This is a genomic window from Halorientalis persicus, assembly GCF_900110215.1.
In the GTDB taxonomy this organism is placed as follows: Archaea; Halobacteriota; Halobacteria; order Halobacteriales; family Haloarculaceae; genus Halorientalis; species Halorientalis persica.
Genome location: NZ_FOCX01000049.1, coordinates 1 through 17,315, shown reverse-complemented (window position 1 = coordinate 17,315; position 17,315 = coordinate 1). Strand labels below are relative to the sequence as shown.

Annotated in this window: 17 protein-coding genes, 1 tRNA gene and 1 pseudogene; 11 read left to right on the top strand and 8 right to left on the bottom strand. The window is 64.7% G+C overall.

Annotated features, from left to right (window positions below):
• Together BMX17_RS23145 and BMX17_RS23140 are read left to right on the top strand one after the other, a co-directional pair.
• Positions 1-212: pseudogene (locus BMX17_RS23145) on the top strand (IS6 family transposase); the annotation flags it as partial.
• 101 nt (positions 213-313) lie between these two features.
• On the top strand, positions 314-2,917 hold the full coding sequence (locus tag BMX17_RS23140; RefSeq protein ID WP_092664513.1) for a heavy metal translocating P-type ATPase: 2,604 nt from the start codon (positions 314-316) through the stop codon (positions 2,915-2,917).
• On the opposite strand, the gene BMX17_RS23135 is transcribed toward BMX17_RS23140, so the two are convergent.
• Entirely contained in the window at positions 2,918-4,444 is a 1,527-nt protein-coding gene (locus tag BMX17_RS23135; protein WP_092664510.1) for a cryptochrome/photolyase family protein, read from the bottom strand. It lies immediately after the preceding gene.
• 126 nt (positions 4,445-4,570) lie between these two features.
• Here BMX17_RS23135 and BMX17_RS23130 point away from each other — a divergent pair, with 126 nt between their 5' ends.
• Complete coding sequence (locus tag BMX17_RS23130) at positions 4,571-5,548, top strand: halocyanin domain-containing protein (RefSeq protein ID WP_092664507.1); 978 nt, start codon at positions 4,571-4,573, stop codon at positions 5,546-5,548.
• Here the strand turns inward: BMX17_RS23130 and BMX17_RS23125 are convergent.
• Positions 5,545-6,432, bottom strand: a complete 888-nt coding sequence (locus BMX17_RS23125) for a haloalkane dehalogenase (RefSeq protein ID WP_092664504.1) — start codon at positions 6,430-6,432, stop codon at positions 5,545-5,547. The genes BMX17_RS23130 and BMX17_RS23125 overlap by 4 nt on opposite strands.
• Positions 6,433-6,553: 121 nt before the next feature.
• Here BMX17_RS23125 and BMX17_RS23120 point away from each other — a divergent pair, with 121 nt between their 5' ends.
• A complete protein-coding gene (locus BMX17_RS23120; RefSeq protein ID WP_092664501.1) occupies positions 6,554-6,841 on the top strand; it encodes a ubiquitin-like small modifier protein 1 in 288 nt (95 codons plus the stop codon).
• Positions 6,842-7,154: 313 nt separating this feature from the next.
• Here the strand turns inward: BMX17_RS23120 and BMX17_RS23115 are convergent, their stop codons facing one another.
• The gene (locus BMX17_RS23115; protein ID WP_211611442.1) at positions 7,155-8,006 is read right to left on the bottom strand and encodes a DUF4399 domain-containing protein; all 852 of its coding nucleotides are present in this window, start codon (positions 8,004-8,006) and stop codon (positions 7,155-7,157) included.
• Between the two features lie 474 nt (positions 8,007-8,480).
• A tRNA-Arg gene (locus BMX17_RS23110) sits at positions 8,481-8,553 on the bottom strand.
• Between the two features lie 81 nt (positions 8,554-8,634).
• Here BMX17_RS23110 and BMX17_RS23105 point away from each other — a divergent pair.
• On the top strand, positions 8,635-9,111 hold the full coding sequence (locus tag BMX17_RS23105) for a cupin domain-containing protein (RefSeq protein ID WP_092664493.1): 477 nt from the start codon (positions 8,635-8,637) through the stop codon (positions 9,109-9,111).
• Positions 9,112-9,214: 103 nt separating this feature from the next.
• Here the strand turns inward: BMX17_RS23105 and tatA are convergent, their stop codons facing one another.
• Positions 9,215-9,514 (bottom strand): twin-arginine translocase TatA/TatE family subunit, encoded by a 300-nt coding sequence (tatA, locus tag BMX17_RS23100; RefSeq protein WP_092664490.1) that lies wholly within the window; start codon positions 9,512-9,514, stop codon positions 9,215-9,217.
• Positions 9,515-9,650: 136 nt separating this feature from the next.
• Here tatA and BMX17_RS23095 point away from each other — a divergent pair, with 136 nt between their 5' ends.
• From BMX17_RS23095 to BMX17_RS23080, 4 genes are all read left to right on the top strand, one after another.
• Entirely contained in the window at positions 9,651-10,124 is a 474-nt protein-coding gene (locus tag BMX17_RS23095; protein WP_092664523.1) for a redoxin domain-containing protein, read from the top strand.
• Positions 10,125-10,169: 45 nt separating this feature from the next.
• On the top strand, positions 10,170-11,003 hold the full coding sequence (locus BMX17_RS23090; RefSeq protein WP_092664487.1) for an HD domain-containing protein: 834 nt from the start codon (positions 10,170-10,172) through the stop codon (positions 11,001-11,003).
• Positions 11,004-11,215: 212 nt separating this feature from the next.
• Positions 11,216-12,598, top strand: coding sequence for an outer membrane protein assembly factor BamB family protein (locus tag BMX17_RS23085; RefSeq protein WP_092664484.1), 1,383 nt, complete (start codon positions 11,216-11,218; stop codon positions 12,596-12,598).
• 109 nt (positions 12,599-12,707) lie between these two features.
• Positions 12,708-14,003: an MFS transporter gene (locus BMX17_RS23080; protein WP_092664520.1), complete on the top strand. Its 1,296-nt coding sequence runs from the start codon at positions 12,708-12,710 to the stop codon at positions 14,001-14,003.
• A 1-nt stretch (position 14,004) separates the two neighbouring features.
• Here BMX17_RS23080 and pdhA read toward each other — a convergent pair whose 3' ends face one another.
• Entirely contained in the window at positions 14,005-15,120 is a 1,116-nt protein-coding gene (gene pdhA / locus BMX17_RS23075) for a pyruvate dehydrogenase (acetyl-transferring) E1 component subunit alpha (protein WP_244515091.1), read from the bottom strand.
• A 100-nt stretch (positions 15,121-15,220) separates the two neighbouring features.
• Between pdhA and BMX17_RS23070 the strand changes: the two genes are divergently transcribed.
• Positions 15,221-15,652 (top strand): hypothetical protein, encoded by a 432-nt coding sequence (locus tag BMX17_RS23070; protein WP_092664481.1) that lies wholly within the window; start codon positions 15,221-15,223, stop codon positions 15,650-15,652.
• Positions 15,653-15,729: 77 nt separating this feature from the next.
• Positions 15,730-16,422, top strand: coding sequence for a phosphoribosyltransferase (locus BMX17_RS23065; protein ID WP_092664478.1), 693 nt, complete (start codon positions 15,730-15,732; stop codon positions 16,420-16,422).
• A 27-nt stretch (positions 16,423-16,449) separates the two neighbouring features.
• Here the strand turns inward: BMX17_RS23065 and BMX17_RS23060 are convergent, their stop codons facing one another.
• A complete protein-coding gene (locus BMX17_RS23060) occupies positions 16,450-16,803 on the bottom strand; it encodes a DUF6684 family protein (RefSeq protein ID WP_092664476.1) in 354 nt (117 codons plus the stop codon).
• A gap of 198 nt (positions 16,804-17,001) precedes the next feature.
• A complete protein-coding gene (locus BMX17_RS26510; protein WP_170845537.1) occupies positions 17,002-17,169 on the bottom strand; it encodes a hypothetical protein in 168 nt (55 codons plus the stop codon).
• Between the last annotated feature and the right edge of the window lie 146 nt (positions 17,170-17,315).

Here is a 17,315-nt window from a genome sequence, read left to right as displayed (position 1 = left end):
TCGATGGTGCAGCACCGCTGAAAGACGCCTGCCAACGACACGGCCTCGATTTCAGATACGAACGCCACGGAAATCGGAACAGTGTCGAACGTGTCTTTCGTGAGGTAAAACGACGTACTTCTTCGTTCTCAAACTGTTTCAGCAACACCCAGCGAGACACAGCTGACGACTGGCTCCAATCATTCGCCTTCGCATGGAATCAGCTAATCTGAACACTACCGTTCGGCTTTCGATAGGAAAGTACCGGTGGCGACGGGTCGGCAGAAAAACAAGGACAAACCGCTTGAACGAGGGGGCCCTACTGTATGGTAAGATGACCGAGCGCCATACGCGGTTGGAGCTGACGGGAATGAGCTGTGCCAACTGCGCGGGCACGATAGAGGACTCGCTCGCGTCCCTCGACGGCGTCTCGGCGGTCGACGCGAACTTCGCCACCGACGGGGGGAGCGTGACCTACGACCCCGACGAGACCTCGCTGGCGGAGATCTACGCGGCGGTCGAGGACGCCGGCTACGGCGTCGTCCGGGAGTCGATCACCATCCCGATCACCGATATGTCCTGTGCGAACTGCGCCGAGACCAACGAGCAGGCTCTCGAAGACCAACCCGGGGTGATCGAGGCAGAGGTCAACTACGCAACGGACGAGGCGAGCGTGACGTACAACCCCGCCGAGACGGACCGCTCGGCGCTGTACGACGCCATCGAGGACGCGGGCTACAGCCCGGTCCGGGACGACGAGGGCGGTGACGATGGCGGGGCGGCGAGCGAGTCCTCGCAGGATCGCCAGGACGCCGCTCGGCAGGCGGAGATCGACCGCCAGAAGCGACTCGTCCTGTTCGGGGCGGCGCTGTCGCTCCCACTGGTCGCGATGATGGCCGTGGAGTTGCTGGCACCTGCGGTGATGCCCGAGACGATCTTCGGGGTCGAGATGGGCTGGGTCGCCTTCCTGCTCGCGACGCCCGTCCAGATCGTCCTCGGGCGGGAGTTCTACGAGAACAGCTACACGGCGCTGGTCAAGAACCGCACGGCCAACATGGACGTGCTGATCGCGCTCGGGTCCTCGACGGCCTACGTCTACTCGGTGGTCGTCCTGCTCGGCTTGCTCGCCTCCGAGGGGCTGTACTTCGACACGGCGGCGCTCATCCTCGTGTTCATCACCCTGGGGAACTACCTCGAAGCCCGCTCGAAGGGACAGGCCGGCGAGGCGATCCGACAACTGCTGGAGATGCAGGCCGACACGGCCACACTGGTCGACGAGGACGGGAACGAACGGGAAGTCGCCGTCGAGGACATCGAAGTCGGCGACCGGATGAAGGTCCGGCCGGGCGAGAAGGTTCCCACGGACGGGACGGTCGTTGACGGCTCCAGCGCGGTCGACGAGTCGATGGTGACCGGCGAGTCCGTCCCCGTCGAGAAGAGTGAGGGCGACGAGGTGGTCGGCTCGACGGTCAACCAGAACGGCGTGCTCGTGGTAGAGGCGACGAAGGTCGGGTCGGAGACGGCGATCCAGCAGATCGTCTCGATGGTCAAGGACGCCCAGAGCCGCCAGCCGGAGATCCAGAACGTCGCCGACCGGATCAGCGCGTACTTCGTCCCCGCGGTCATCGTAAACGCGCTTTTCTGGGCGAGCGTCTGGTACCTGTTCCCCGAGGCGCTGGCCGGCTTCGTCGGTGCCCTCCCGCTGTGGGGACTGGTCGCCGGCGGTCCCGCGGCGGCCGGCGGTGCCATCTCGCTGTTCGAGTTCTCGGTCATCGTCTTCGCCAGCGCGGTGTTGATCGCCTGTCCCTGTGCGCTGGGGCTGGCCACGCCGGCAGCGACGATGGTCGGGACCTCCATCGGCGCGCAAAACGGCGTCCTGTTCAAGGGCGGTGACGTGCTGGAACGGGTTCGGGACACCGACACCGTCGTCTTCGACAAGACCGGGACGCTGACCACCGGCGAGATGCAGTTGACCGACGTCGAAGTCGTCAGACCGGCTACCGACGGCGGCACGGCCGCAGATGGCGGCGAATTGCGTCCCGAAACCGACGAGTCCTTCGTCCTCGATGCCGCGGCCAGTGCCGAGCGAGGGAGCGAACACCCGCTGGCCGAGGCCATCGTCGCCGGTGCCCGCGGGCGGGACCTCGATCCGGCCGAAGCCGAGACGTTCGAGAACGTCCCCGGACAGGGCGTGCAGGCGACGACGGAGCACGGCGAGGTGCTCGTGGGCAACCGGCGACTGCTGGAGTCGAACGGCGTGGATCCGTCACCGGCGACGGAGACGATGGAGCGCCTGGAGAGCGAGGGCAAGACCGCGATGCTGGTGGCGGTCGACGGCGAACTGGTCGGCGTCGTCGCCACCGCCGACACGGTCAAAGAGTCCGCGAAAGCGGCCGTGAGCGCGCTCCGCGAGCGCGACTTGTCCGTCCACATGATCACCGGAGACAACGAGCGGACGGCCGAGGCAGTCGCCGAGCAGGTCGGGATCGACCCCGGGAACGTCCGGGCGGAGGTCCTGCCCGAGGACAAGGCGGACGCCATCGAGGCGATCCAGGCCGACGGCGAGCGGGCGATGATGGTCGGGGACGGCGTCAACGACGCGCCCGCGCTGGCGGCGGCGTTCGTCGGCTGTGCCATCGGGAGTGGAACGGACGTGGCCATCGAGGCCGCGGACGTGACGCTGATGCGCTCCGATCCGGAGGACGTGCTGAAGGCCATCCGAGTCTCCGAGGGGACGCTGGCCAAGATCAAGCAGAACCTGTTCTGGGCGCTGGGGTACAATACGGCGATGATTCCGCTGGCCTCGCTGGGCCTGCTGCAACCCGTGCTCGCGGCGGGTGCGATGGCGTTTTCCAGCGTCTCCGTGCTGGCCAACAGCCTCGCCTTCCGATCCTACACGCCCGAGGAGGACTACCGGCTGTTCGGCCGGTTCCGCTGATCAGAGGTCGCCGCGCTCGGCCCGTTCGCGCAGTTTTGCCGCGCGCTCACGGATCGCCTCCATCTCGTCGTCGCCCTTGTCGTCGAGGTGGCTGTACACCAGCCCCATCCGGTGGTTCGACCGGAGTTCGTCCTCGTTTCGGTCCAGAAAGTCCCAGTAGAAGGCGTTGAACGGACAGGCGCCCTCACCGGTGGTCTTGGTCTTGTAGTAGGGACAGCCCGAGCAGTAGTCGCTCATCTTATCGACGTAGTTGGCCGAGGACGCGTAGGGTTTGGTGGCGAACACACCCGCGCCGAACGATCCCATCTCGACGACGTTGGGCGTGGTGACCCAGTGGTAGGCGTCGACGTAGCCGGCGTGGAACCAGCGGTTCAGCTCGGCGGGTTCGACGCCGTAGATCAGCGCGAAGTTCGAGAGGATCATCAGCCGCTCGATGTGGTGGGAGTAGCCCCGGCGGCGCACCCCGTCGATCACGTCCGAGAGGCAGGCCATGTCGGTCTCGCCGGTCCAGTAGAACTCCGGTAAGGATTCCTGCTGGTCGAGCTGGTTGGCCGTCGCCAGCTCGGGCATCTCCCGGCGGTAGACGTGTCGGAGGAACTCCCGCCAGCCGATCACTTGCCGGACGAACCCCTCGACGCTGTTGAGTGGCAGGTCCCGCTCGCGATACGCGTCGAGGACGCGTTCGACCACCTCGGCGGGGGTCAACAATCCGAGGTTGAGCGGGGCCGACAGGAGGCTGTGGTTCATCGCCCACTCGTCTTCCCGCATGGCGTCCTGATAGGGGCCGAACTCTGGGAGGCGACTCTCGGCGAATCGGTCGAGCGCGCGCAGGGCCTGCTCGCGGGTCACGGGCCAGCGGAACTCGTCGGGGTCGGCCCAGTCGCCGCCGTAGGGTGGCTCGTCGTACCCACCCGTGAACTCCGACTCGGCCCACTCGATCACCTCGCGGGTCCCGTCGTCGTACTCGAAGGTCGGCGGGGCGGGCGGTTCGTAGTCGTCGGGCGGCGTCTCGCGGTTCTGCTCGTCGTAGTTCCACTCGCCGCCGACCGGCTGGTCGCCGTCCATCAGGTAACCCGTCTCACGCCGCATCCGTCGGTAGAACGACTCGTGAGTGAGGCTGTCGCGGTCGCCGGCCCACTCGTCGAATCCGGCTGGCGAACAGAGGAACCGTTCGTCCTCGACGACCGTGAGCGAGCCCCCGGCGTCGGCGACCAGTTCCCGCAACCGATCGGCCCCGCCGTGGCTCGCCGGGCGGACGACGGTGAGTTCGTCGTCCGGGTGAGCCTCGAAGTGTGCCCCCAGTCCCTCGGCGAACGTCTCACACTGGCGGTACGCGACGGCGTGGCCGGCACCACGGAGGCGGTCGCGAAACCGGCGCATCGCCGCGAACACCAGCCCGAGTTTGTGCGGGTGGTATGGGTGACGGCGAGCGAACGCACGGGCTTCGATCATGAGAACGCGACCGTCGTGATCCGTAAGGGGGCCGACGGTTCGCGTCAACTGATCGCCAAGTACCAGTACCGTCATCGACAGTCCGCCCCTGAAAGACACGCGAGCATTTACACGACCGTCGGTCGGAAAGCACAAAAACGACGTGTCGGGAACTGAAGGAAGGTCAAGTGATTTATATTTGTGGGCACAGAGGTTTTCCGCATGACCTGGCAATCGAAGCGTCGAGCGTTTCTCCGGACTGCAGTGGTGGCGACAGCGGCGGGTGTCGCGGGTTGTTCAGACAGCGGGGCGGGCGACGACGCAAGCGGTGACGACGAGCAGGACGGGACTACAACGGGAACGCCGACTGCCACGCCCGAAGAGACGGACGCGGACGTGGAGACTCCAGAGGAACCGGACGAAGAGGAGTCGGCGGAACCGGACGAGCCGGCCGAGGTACAGGACCCGAAAGGGGCCGTCGACGACTGGCTCTCGAACACGAAAAATTACGACGGCAAGATCAACGACAAGATCCGGAGGACAGACGTGACGATCGGCGTCGGCGTCGACGACGGATCGGGCAGTACCTTCGCGTTCGGCAAGCCGGCGATCAGGGTCACGACGGGCACAAAGATCCAGTGGGACTGGGAGGACCCCGAGAACGCGCACAACGTCAAGGAACGCAACGGCCTGTTCAAGAGCGGACGACCCGTCGAGTCGTCCGGGAAAACCTACACCGTGACGCTGACTGAACCTGGTGTCTACCTCTACAAGTGTGCAAACCACGGCGGCGCGCTCGGGATGCGCGGCGCGATCGTCGTCGAGGATCAGCAGTCGCTCAGCGGTTCGCCGAAGGTCGACGAGTGGCTCAGCGAGTACGGCGAGTACGACGGCCGTCTGGCGGACAAAACCGGCCAGAGTTCGGTCAGCGTGACTGTCGGCGCGTCCCACGACGGACAGAACCGCTCGTTCGATCCGGTCGCGATCCTCGTCGATCCAGGGACCGAAGTCGTGTTCGAGTGGAACGGGCGCGGCGGCTCACACGACGTCGTGTGGGAAGACGGAGACTTCGGGGCCAGTAAAACCACGCCGGACGCGAGTTACTCTTACGACGTGACCATGGACGAACCAGGTGTGTACCGCTACTTCTGTCGGACCGACAGACCCTACAACGGCCGCGGTGCGGTCGTCGTCCGCTAGGTTCGTTCGACGAACTCGACGATCTCTTCTGCAATCTCCTCTCCCTCGTCTTCCTGCAGGAAGTGGGCACCGCCTTCGATCCAGATGTCGGGCTGTTCGCTCGCGGTCGGGAACAGGTCACGCAGGTAGTCACGCGAGCCGTGCGTGATCGGGTCCGAGTCCGAAAAGAGGACGAACACCGGTTTCTCCCAGTTCTCGAACGTCTCTTTCGCCTCACGCATGGTCTCGGCCCCGTCCATCTCTGGGTCGATGGGCACCCGACTCGGCAGGATGCGCGCACCCGCCATGTGATCCTCGTCCGGGAAGGGCGCGCGGTAGGCCTCAACCACGTCGTCCGGGACGTCCGAGAGACAGCCGCCCTCGACCAGTTGGCCCACGTCGAAGTCGGGGTCCTCGGCGGCCATGTCCTTGAAATCGTGCCAGACGTCCGGCATCGACTGGCTGCCGTCCATGAGCCCGGTGTTCATCGGCACGAGGCGCGCGAACCGATCGGGGTTGTTCGCCGCGACGGGCAACCCGAGCAGGCCACCCCAGTCCTGACAGATCAGCGTAACGTTCCGGAGGTCTAGTGCCTCGACGAACCGCTCGACCGTGTCGTACATCGCACTGTAGGTATAGTCGTCTTGCTCGGGCCACTTGTCGGAACGGCCGAAGCCGATCAGGTCCGGCGCGACGACGCGACCGACCTCCGAGAGCGTCGGAATCATCTTCCGGTATAGGTACGACCACGTCGGTTCCCCGTGCAGACAGAGGAACGTCTCGTCGCCGTCACCCTCCACGTCGACGTAGGCCATTTCGGGGCCGCCAACCCCGACGTAATTGGCCTCGTAGTCGTAGCCCGGCAGATCCTCGAACCGATCGGCTGGTGCGCGTTCCAGTGACATGGTGGTTTCCACTCACCCATCATTCATAGTTATTTTCCTTCCAGCAGTAACGTTAGCCGAGAAATGGCTAACAGCGTTCGTCCGCCGCCGGGCTTAACGGGGTCGCGGTCGGAGCACAGCTATGCACGTCGAGTTCGTCACGTACGCGACGATTCGGGACAGTATCGGAGAGAAACGGCTCGAACGCGAGTTCGATTCGGGCACGACGGTCGGCGAGGCGCTCTCGGCACTCGCCGACGACCACGAGAGTCTCGGCCCGTTGATCTTCGACGGAGACGGCGACCTCAGACCGCACGTCAACGTCCTCGTGGACGAGGAGAACGTCCGTAACGGAGCCGGTGCGGCGACGACGCTGACAGACGGCGCGACCGTGAGTCTCGCTCCTGGTGTCTCCGGTGGGCAGGAGTGAGCGGCGACGAGATGGAAAGAATGGTTCGCTCCACGTGGTTCGTCCCCCGGTAGGACGGTCTGTACCCGGTCAGACCAGACCGCGGAGTCCGCCCGGTGTCGGCATCTCGGACTCGCGATCTGCCTCCTCTCTGTCCCGGTTCTCCTCCCTGGAACCGGACCGTTCCGCTTGTGCCATACTGCATTCCTATGTCGAGAATAATCCAACAAAAAGTTTGTTCCTGGTTTCCGAAAGTCGGAAGATACGGACTGGTATTATTTCCCACGTGTAAACCGAGGATGCTAAATCGCCCGTCCGAGACCGGAGCCGCTTCTCACTCCGTCGTGACGGTGGTGTGTGAGTGAACCATCGTCGCTCGGTGGGTCCCCGTCCCCACCTGGAAGTGGATGGTGTGTTCGCCGGGTTCGTACGCGTCACCCAGTTGCTCGGCCAGATCGATTGATCCGCTGGTCGATCCATCGCCGTAGTGGACGTGATTGGCGTCGCTCGGAATCACGTCGCCGACGGGGACGTGGTCCGTGTCGATCACGGCGTGGAGGTGACCGGAGTTGGCGTTGATCCCCTCGCTCGACGGTTCGATGGTGTAGTTCTCGGCGGTCACGTCCCACTCGACGACGCTACCCTCGACGCTGGTCGAAAGATCGAGACTGGCAGTGTCCTCGACGGTTACCTCGACGGTGTCGGTCAGGACCATCGCCTCGTGCTTGCCGTCTGCGACCTGCAGGTGGAGCGTGTGGTCGCCCGGTTCGAGTTCGAGGACGCCGTCTGTCTGTCCCGTCCCGTAGTGGATGTGCTGGTCGTCACTCGGAATCGTCTCGCCGGGTTCGACAGGTTCGGTGTCCACCATGACGTGGTAGTGGCCGGCCCCGTCGTTGACGGCCCCCGATTCTTCGATAGTGACGCCGCTTGCCGACCCCTTCCACTGGACGTAGGGGCTGTCGAGCGTCGCACCGTCCGAGGGGGCAGCAAAGGATACCGACCCGTCACTTCCCACGCCGTTCATGTACTCGCCCTCGCCAGACGTCGTGGTCGACTCGGGAGAGCCGGCAGAATCACCCGTTTCGGTATCGGTCCCGTTTCCGTCGTTCGAGGTACACCCCGCGATCCCCGCCGCAGCGCCGGCGGTCAGACCGAGGAACGTACGTCTGTCAAATTTCCCGAACATATTGCGGTCGGACATTTTCGACAGGGAATTAAATACCACTCGAATCGTGTCGATATTTACCCGCCCACGTGCGGGGAGCCCCGCGAGACGAACGAAGTGAGTCGAGCGGGCGTGCCGGGATTCGAACCACGCCCAGACATGCTCGCTTCGCTGCGCGTGTCTGGTCTACTTCGAATCCCGGGTCCGGTTCAGTCAAGCGAGCCGACGGCTCGCGCTCCCTGCACGGGTATGCCGGGATTCGAACCAAGAGCATCCGGCGCGCTTTGCGCGCCGGTTCACGGAACTCGCGCCTCGCGCGAGTTCCGCTTTTTCCCCAAGTTTTTGCTGCGAGCGGTGGCCGAAGGCCACCCGAGCAGGAAAAAGTGGGTAGCGGGCGTGCCGGGATTCGAACCACGCCCGAGAACCTGCGCTTCGCGCAGAACCTCGGTCTACTTCGAATCCCGTCATGCCGGTTCGCTCCCGTCGGTCGCTGCACGGGCGTGCCGGGATTCGAACCCGGGATCGAGAGGTTAGGAACCTCTCGCCCTGTCCACTAGGCCACACGCCCTACCCTCAATTGCGCCCGTCCGGTGAAAAACGATTTCTCTTCGCTCCCAACGGTTATATCGGAGCCACCGCAGGACCTGGTATGGAGAAAGTCGCACTCGACGACGTTCGCATCGAGAACAACCCGCTGGGTGTCCACTCGGTCCGCAAACCCGTCTCCGACGCCGTCGGGACGACCGACTTCGCGTTCAACTACTTCGAACTCCAGCCCGGCGAATCCTTCTCCGGCGGAATGCACCGCCACCACGACCAGGAAGAACTGTTCTACATCCTCGACGGGACGGCGACGTTCGAGACACCCGAGGAAGTGGTCGAGGTTCCCGAGGACGGCTGTATCCGCTTCGAGCCGGGCGAGTACCAGACCGGCGGCAACGAGACCGACGACATTGTCCGGGGTTTCGCCATCGGCGCACCCGGGGCCAGCCACGACTGGGACGAACTCGACGCGCTGGTGTACTGCACCGAGTGCGAACAAGAGACCGACCACGGAATGCGCCTCACCGACGACGGACAGTTCGCCTTCTCCTGTCGCGAGTGCGGGAACGATCCGCAGGCCTGATCGATCGACCGAGATCTTCCGAAGAAACCGGACTCACACCCGTCACAGGCGAGAGAGTTGGGACTGTGGCGGGTTGCGGGTCAGAAAATTGGTCTGAATTCCTCTAGCTACTCGTGGTGTCCGTACTGGTCTCGCTGGTGGACTCGACTTCCGAGTCGACCTCGGAGCCGACCGAACCGCCCGTGTCGGTCGTGGTGTCGGTGTCGGAACTCACGTCCGGGTTTTTCATCTCTTCGAGTTCCTCTTCGATCTCCTCACGGCCTTTCTGGAACTCACCGATCGCCTGCCCGGACGATCGGGCGAGTTCGGGAATCTTGTTCGCACCGAACAGCAGGATCGCGATGAGCAGGATCACCAGCAGTTCCGGACCACCGGGAGCCCCTGGGATGAACAATGGGATCATCTGTACCTCAGCATAACCGGAGGCTAATTATAGGCTTTTTGCTCAGGGCCAGACCCCGACAACGGCCGCAGGACCGTTCTCGCGGCGCGTCGATGGCACAACAGTAATCCCACCCCCGCCCGAAGGAATGGGTGTCATGGTAGACGAAGGAGACGCAGCCCCCGACTTCACCGCACCGCTCGCGAACGGCGACATCGCCGAGTTCACACTCTCGGAGAACCTCGACGACGCACCCCTCGTTCTGGCTTTCTTCCCCGGTGCGTTCACGAGCGTCTGCTCCCACGAGATGAACACGTTCCAGGATCGCCTGGCGGACTTCGAGGACGTCGGCGCGACAGTCTACGGGATCAGCGTCGACTCCCCGTTCGCCCTGAACGAGTTCCGCGACAAACTCGATCTGGAGTTCGGCCTCATCAGCGACGCCGACAAGGAGATCATCGATCAGTACGGTATCGGCATGGACTTCGCCGACCTGGGCGTCCACGACGTGGCCAAACGGGCCGTCTTCGTCGTGAACGGTGACGGCGACGTGACTTACGCGTGGGTCAGCGACGACCCCGGGGTCGAACCCGACTACGACGAGGTCGAGTCGGCCGCCGCCGACGCCTGACGTTCCCACCGAGTCTTTTTCTCCGTCCCGCGCGAGGGTTCGAGTATGAGTGACGCCACCAGCGGCGGCGATAGCGGCACCAGCGGCGACGGCCGCGTGTACGACGTCGACGGCGACCACAACTTCCCCGACGAGCGACTGTGCCAGGCCCTCGAATACATCGAAGACGACGAGGAGATCACTGCCTATCTCGAAGCCCAGAACGTCAACCCAGTCGCGCGCAAGCGCTACAACGATCACGGCACGAAACACGTCGAGATCGTCCGCAACCGGGCACTCTGTCTCTACGACCTCCTCAAAGGCGAGGGCGTGGAGTTCAACGGTGCGGCCGAACAGGGACTGGCCGAGGCCGACGAACCGGTCATCGTCGCGCTGGCCGCGACCCTCCACGACATCGGCCACGTCGTCCACCGCGACGAACACCCATACTACTCGATCCCCCTCGCAGCGGACCTGCTCGACCGTATCCTCCCGGATCTCGGCTACGACGTGGCCGAAGCTGTCCGGCTCAAAGGCGAGGTCCTGCACGCGATCCTCTGTCACCACGTCGAGGAAGACCCACTGACGCTGGAGGCGGGCGTCCTCCGCGTCGCGGACGCGCTGGACATGGAACAGGGGCGCTCGCGCATCCCCTACGAGCACGGCGGTCGCGGCATCAACACGGTCTCCAGCCAGGCGATCAAGGCTGTCTCGCTCCACCCCGGCGAAGACAACGCCGTCCTCATCGAGATCGAGATGACGAACGCCGCCGGCGTCTACCAGGTCGACAACCTCCTGAAAGCCAAGGTCAACGGGTCCGGGCTGGAAGACCGCCTCCGGATCGTCGCACTGAACGCCCACGGAGACGGAGACAATATCGTCGAACGAATCGAGTTGTAGCACCCGCCGCTACCGTACCGTCCAGTAGGTCATCTCGAACTGCAACACGATACCCTCCACCGGATTCCACGGACCGAACCCGCTCTCGGGATATTCGGCGGGTTCGAGTGTGTCGAAACCGTCGAGGGTGACCGGTGACGCGCGCGGTAGTCGGGTGTTTCAGTATCCGAAACTCGGCCAGCATATATTCTGCTCAGGGAACAGCAACGAGTATGGCCAACCGACGGCCAGAACTCACGCGACGTGGACTGTTGACGAGTCTCGGCGGCACTGCTGTCGTCCTGTCGACGGGCGTTGCTGGCGCGACCGACCAGAGTGCGGCCACAGGTTCGACGATCTACGTCGGCGGAAGCACCGGTTACTCGTCGGTCGACGGGACGCTCTACGCGGTCGATGCAGCGTCGGGTGACGTGGACTGGCGCTTCGCGCCGCAGTCGGGAGGCATACAATCGTCACCGACGGTTCTCGATGGGACGCTTTTCGTCGGTGGGATGGACGGGACGCTCTACGCGGTCGACGCAGTGTCGGGAACCGAAGCGTGGCGGTTCACCGAACCGACGGATTACGTCTCGTCGTCACCAACCGTGATCGGTGGGACAGTGTACGTCGGATGCGGTGATGAAACCCTCTACGCAGTGGATGCGGCCTCTGGAACCCGACGGTGGGCCTTCACCGAACCGGGCGGGTGGATCGAGTCGACACCGGCGGTCGCCGACGGAACCGTGTTCTTCGGTACCGGCGGGCTATCGGGCGATCATACCGTCTACGCAGTCGATGCGGAAACGGGCACCACGGAGTGGATGTTCGCCGACCCGTCGGCGCAGGTCGACACGTCTCCGACCGTAGCCGACGGGCGCGTCTACATCTGTGACGACGGTGGGACCCTGTACGCTATCGAGACCGGATCGGGAACCGAAGACTGGTCCTTCAGTACTCGCTTGGACCAGGCACCTACCTCACCGACAGTCGCCGACGGAACTGTCTACCTCTACGGTGCTGGCGCGACGCTCTACGCCATCGACGCCAACGCCGGAACCGAGAAGTGGCAGTTCGACGACCCCAAGACGAACTCGAAATCGTCCCCCACAGTCGCGGACGGGATCGTCTACGTCGGGAGTGCGGAGGGAACGCTCTACGCCGTCGACGCCGCGACGGGTGACCGGGCCTGGGCCTTCACCGAACCCACCGAACCGCTCAACTCGACGCCGACCGTCGCGGACGGGATCGTCTACGTCGGGAGCTCAGGAGGCACGCTGTACGCCGTCGACGCGGCGTCGGGAAGCGAGGTCTGGCGGGTCAACACCCAGTCGGGCCGGCTCACGTCGTCACCGACGGTCGTCGCCGACCCCGCAGACGGTGACAGCGTCGGTTCGCGGACCGAACTGGAGACGCTCGGATATCACGACAGCGGGGAACTAGGCGAGCAGGCCGGATCGAACGGGAGTTCCGAGGCGAGTCGAACCCGGACGAGCACGGAGACGGGCTCCGGAGGAGCGTCAACGGCCGGAACATCCGCTGATGGAGCCGGTTTCGGTGTCGTCGTGGGCCTCGGAGCTCTGGTCACCGGCGGACTACTCCGCAGGCGGCGTCAGTGAGCGACTTCAGGCCCGTCACCGGGAGTGTCCGGGTATCGGTCGGGTGCGACCGCGCCTCACACCGGCGTCGAGACGTAACCCATTATTCTCGCGGGTGCCGAGCGCGACCGTGAGCGAGGATGCTGGCGGTGCGCTGGGCTTATTGAAAAACGCCGAGTTTCGGGCGCTCGCCAGCACCGCCTTCGCGCGGAGTCAGGCCTACTCGACCATCATCATCGCGCTGGCGCTGTACGCCGACCTGTTCTCGACCTCCGGGTTCGTCGAGGGCCTGTTCGGAACCGTCTTCGCCTTCACGCAACTGCTGATCGTCCTCCCGCTCGGGCGGTACGTCGACACGAACAACGCGAAACGTATCCTCCTGCTCGGCCTCGGGATCAACGTCGTCACTTTCGTCGGATTCACGCTGGTCTCGGCGGTCGAACACGTCCTGCTCGTCCGGATTCTTCAGGGACTGGGCGCGAGCATCCTCTGGATCACCGGGACGACCGTCGTCGGCGAGATCGGCCCCGAGGACGCACGCGGGCGCTGGCTCGGCGCGTACAATCAGGTCGGCGCGTTCTCCAGCCTCGCGGGCGACGTGGTCGGCGGCCTTCTGCTCACCCTCTACGGGTTCACGCTCACCTACGCCGTGTTGAGCGGCGTCACCCTCCTGTCGGGCCTGCTGGTCTATCGGCACCTTCGGGACGATCCCGGCGGGCAGGCCGATCCGGACGATCAGGGAAGCGTCGAGACGTTCCGCCTGTTACTCGACCGGACGACGGTCCGCGCGCTGGTGATCTTCCGCCTGGGACTCAGTTTCGGGAAGATGGCCGTCCTGATTTTCCTGCCGATCTACGCCCGGACCGGGTTCGGGATGTCCGCGCTGTTCGTCGGCGGCATCCTCGCAGGCGGCAAGCTGACGAAGGCGCTCACGCAGGGCTACGTCGGGACCCTCACCGACCGGATCGGGCGGAAACACCAGTTCGTCTTCGTTGGAGCCATGCTGTACGCGCTCGGCACGGCGCTGATTCCGCTGGCGGAGTTCGCGGTCGGGCTGATTCCGGCGACCACAGTCCCCGTCCCGGGCATGGGTGCGGTTACGCTCTCACCGGCCTTCCTCCCGCTCTTCCTGGCGTTCGGTGTCTGTGGCGTCGCCGACAGCATCCGCCTGCCCGCGAGCATGGCGCTGTTCGTCGAGGAGGGCGAACAGTTCGACGCCGTCGCCGGGAGTATGTCGCTTCGCTCCATCGCCTGGAAAGTCGGACAGGTCGTCGGTCCGGTGACTGTCGGCACGCTCTGGGACTACACCGACGTGTTCGTCGCGTTCTGGACCGCCAGCGGACTCATCGCCGTGGCGACACTAGCCTTCGCAATCCTCTACCGGGTCGACGCCGCCGACGGTGTGGAGACGACGACCGCCGACTGACTCACTCCTCGTCCAGCAGGGCCTCGTCCCCGTGGCGATCCCGGAGCGCCCGGAACGCCTCCCGTTGCTCGCGGATGCGAGGCGTGTCGGACTCGTAGGCGTTGGCGAACAGTTGCTCCGGATCGGGCTCGAACTCCTCGGCGGCGTCGATCAGGTCCGCGACTTTCTCGCGGGCTGCTTCCTGAATCGCGTCGATCCGCTCGTCGTCGAGCAGGCCGCGTTCGCGGAGGAACGTCTCCATCCGCGGAATCGGGTCGCGTTCCTTCCACTCTTGGACCTCCTCGTCGTCGCGGTAGACCGACGGGTCGTCCGCGGTGGTGTGCGCGCCGAAGCGGTACATGATCGCCTCGATCAGCGTGGGCCGACACTGGTCCTCGGCCGGGTCCCTGGCCTTCCGGACGGCCTGGCGAGTCACCTCGTAGACGGCGAAGGGGTCCATTCCGTCGACCTGGATGCCGTCGATGCCGTAGGCGTCGGCCTTCCCGGCGATGGTCGGACTCGCGGTCTGGCGCTCGCGGGGATGCGAGATGGCGTACTGGTTGTTGTTACAGAAGAAGATCGCCGGCACGTCGAACACGCCGGCGAAGTTCAGCGCCTCGTGGAAGTCGCCCTCGCTGGTCGAGCCATCACCGAAGTGGCAGGTGACGACCCGGTCGTCGCCTTTGAGTTTCGAGGCCCAGGCCATCCCCGTGGCGTGCGGGAGGTGGCTGGCGATGGAGATGTTCAGCGGGAAGACGTTCTTCTCGGCGAGCCACTCGTTGCCCCGCTCGTGGCCCATCCAGTAGAGCAGGTACTCCGGCTCCAGCCCGCGCTCGATGACGGCCCCGTGTTCGCGGTACTGGAACGAGATCCAGTCCTCGTCGGCCAGAGCGTGGGTCGAGCCGATCTGGGCCCCCTCCTGCCCGGCCAGTGAGGGATAGGTGCCGAGCCGTCCCTGTCGCTGGAGGCTGATCATCCGTTCGTCGAAGTGGCGAGCGAGCCACAGCTGGCGGTACATCTCGACGAGTTGCTCGTCCGGGAGGTCCGGCACCGACGCATCCTCCAGGACGTGGCCGTCTTCGTCGAGGACCTGCACGCGGTCGCTGGCGTCGTCGCCCAGACTCCCCTGATTCGTCACGGTGTGGAATTGACACGGAGCACCGGGACATAATGGTATCGCTCGGAGAGGTGACCAACCCCGACACAATCGTTTAGTACTGGCGGCCGTATCTTTGGGTATGGGTAACACGCCCACCCAACAGCCCTTCGAAGGCGACTCCCCGGGCGCGGACGAATCGGGTGCCGGCGCGTCGGTACGGGAGACGGTGGTCGGGTTCGTGCGCGCTACCCTCGACAGTGTGCGCCGTCGCGTATCGGTATTTCCGTCGCTGAATCTCGCATCGGCGTTCGTGGTCGACGACGACGACGCGGCGGTCGTCGAGTCCAGACGCCTCCGCCCAGCCGACCCTGACGAGGGGGACGACGCCGACGACACGCACGCGGCGTTGCCAGCGCGATCGCTCCCGCTGGTCCAGCCCGCTCGCGATACCAGCCGGGAGAACGGCCCCGACCTCGAGGCGACCGAGGAAGATGGGCAGCTCTCGATCTACTACCCTGAACGGGCAAACGCGCGAATTACCTCCGACACCTGGGAAGACGTCGAGCGCTGAGGGGCGGCCGCCACAGCCACAGCGCAGGCGGTGACATTCAAGTTCTCGGGGCTCCGGTGGGTAAACGGTGACTACGCGTGTCCGATCTGCCGGATGAATTCGACTGCACGATCACGAACTGGGAGTACATCTACGGTCTCTGTCGCGACGTGAGCGACCAGGTCAAAGCCGCCGATTTCGAACCCGACATCGTCGTCGCGCTGGCCCGGGGCGGCTGGTTCGCCGGCCGCTGTTGCTGTGACTTCCTCGGCCTCGACGACCTGACGAGCCTCAAGATGGAACACTACGTGGGGACCGCGGAGAAAGACGCCGAACCCACCGTCCGCTACCCCATGCCCGAGGGCTCGGTCGAAGGGAAGGACGTGCTGATCGTCGACGACATCGCCGACACCGGCGGGTCGATCAGCCGCGCCCACGACTACGTGACCGACCGCGACTGCCACGAGGTCCGCACCGCCACCCTCCAACTGCTCGGGACTAGCTCCTTCGAACCCGACTTCGTCGGCGAGCGCCTCGCCGACTGGACCTGGGTCGTCTACCCCTGGAACTTCGTCGAGGACATGATCGACCTCGTCGCCGACGTGATGGGCAAAGCCGACGGCGATATATTCACGGAGACCGAGATCCGCGGCGCGCTCCGGGAAATCCACGGTATCGAGCGCATCGAGATGGAGATCGCCCAGCCCGACCGCTTCGACGAAGTGATGAGCGAGATGGTTCGGCGGGACGTGGCCGACGCGACGGACGAGGGCTGGCGGCTGGTGGAGTAATCGCACAGGTTTGAGGACCGGTCGATCTCATTCCCGACCCGATTCGCTATCGTACTCGTTCGCCGCACTCCCTTCGAGCGGACTGTCCTCGCCACTGATGATCCACCCGGCGACGACGCTGACGAGGACGACCCCGCCGATCAGCGCGCCGTGAAAGAGGAGGAGTGGATCGCCACCCTCTCCCCCCGAGGAAAACAGTCCGAACATGAGGACGAAGGCCGCGATGATGGCGATGGGGACGACGTTGACGAACAGGTCCGAGAGCAGTTGCCTGTCGAAGCCGCTCCGGTCCGAGTCTGGATCGGAGTTCGCAGACGACTCGTCCGGATTTCGTTCCGCCGTATCGGGTTCCCGTGACATCGCTAACGCGTCGTCTCCCATAGCGGCTCGACCCGATTAACTCCTGTTCTCTCGATCGATGATCGCCGTCCCGGGACCGGCAGTGGGGCGTCACGACACGCTGCTCTACCAGGAGTGGTTTCCAGCACGAGGTTCGATAACTCAGCTCGATCACAGGAGTGCAAAATCGGTGTCCGCCACCGGCCCCGGATTCACCCACGGCCGTCCCTATTCGGCCAGTCAGTTGTCGGACGACGAATCCGAACCACCGACCGGGAGCGTGATCGTCCGATCACTGGCGAACAGGCCGAACAGCGCAAAGAGTGCGTAGAGGGCGGGCTCGTTCGTCCACACACCAGCGATGCCGAAGATGCCGAGAATGCCGAGCCGACTGACTGGAACTTCCATGTTCGGACGTACCGAAGTAACGCAAAAAAGCCCGATGTCGATTCCGACGATTCGGCTCTATTGAATCGCCAGATGGCGTTGGAATCAGCGAGTCACATACTGTTTGATGTTGTAGACGAGACACATAAGAACGACTTCACGGAACT

Excerpts from the sequence above, each read along its gene's own strand:
- BMX17_RS23140 (WP_092664513.1), top strand. The coding sequence starts at position 314 with ATGACCGAGCGCCATACGCGGTTGGAGCTGACGGGAATGAGCTGTGCC.
- BMX17_RS23135 (WP_092664510.1), bottom strand. The coding sequence starts at position 4,444 with ATGACGGTACTGGTACTTGGCGATCAGTTGACGCGAACCGTCGGCCCC.
- BMX17_RS23130 (WP_092664507.1), top strand. The coding sequence starts at position 4,571 with ATGACCTGGCAATCGAAGCGTCGAGCGTTTCTCCGGACTGCAGTGGTG.
- BMX17_RS23125 (WP_092664504.1), bottom strand. The coding sequence starts at position 6,432 with ATGTCACTGGAACGCGCACCAGCCGATCGGTTCGAGGATCTGCCGGGC.
- BMX17_RS23120 (WP_092664501.1), top strand. The coding sequence starts at position 6,554 with ATGCACGTCGAGTTCGTCACGTACGCGACGATTCGGGACAGTATCGGA.
- BMX17_RS23115 (WP_211611442.1), bottom strand. The coding sequence starts at position 8,006 with ATGTTCGGGAAATTTGACAGACGTACGTTCCTCGGTCTGACCGCCGGC.
- BMX17_RS23105 (WP_092664493.1), top strand. The coding sequence starts at position 8,635 with ATGGAGAAAGTCGCACTCGACGACGTTCGCATCGAGAACAACCCGCTG.
- tatA (WP_092664490.1), bottom strand. The coding sequence starts at position 9,514 with ATGATCCCATTGTTCATCCCAGGGGCTCCCGGTGGTCCGGAACTGCTG.
- BMX17_RS23095 (WP_092664523.1), top strand. The coding sequence starts at position 9,651 with ATGGTAGACGAAGGAGACGCAGCCCCCGACTTCACCGCACCGCTCGCG.
- BMX17_RS23090 (WP_092664487.1), top strand. The coding sequence starts at position 10,170 with ATGAGTGACGCCACCAGCGGCGGCGATAGCGGCACCAGCGGCGACGGC.
- BMX17_RS23085 (WP_092664484.1), top strand. The coding sequence starts at position 11,216 with ATGGCCAACCGACGGCCAGAACTCACGCGACGTGGACTGTTGACGAGT.
- BMX17_RS23070 (WP_092664481.1), top strand. The coding sequence starts at position 15,221 with ATGGGTAACACGCCCACCCAACAGCCCTTCGAAGGCGACTCCCCGGGC.
- BMX17_RS23060 (WP_092664476.1), bottom strand. The coding sequence starts at position 16,803 with ATGGGAGACGACGCGTTAGCGATGTCACGGGAACCCGATACGGCGGAA.
- BMX17_RS26510 (WP_170845537.1), bottom strand. The coding sequence starts at position 17,169 with ATGGAAGTTCCAGTCAGTCGGCTCGGCATTCTCGGCATCTTCGGCATC.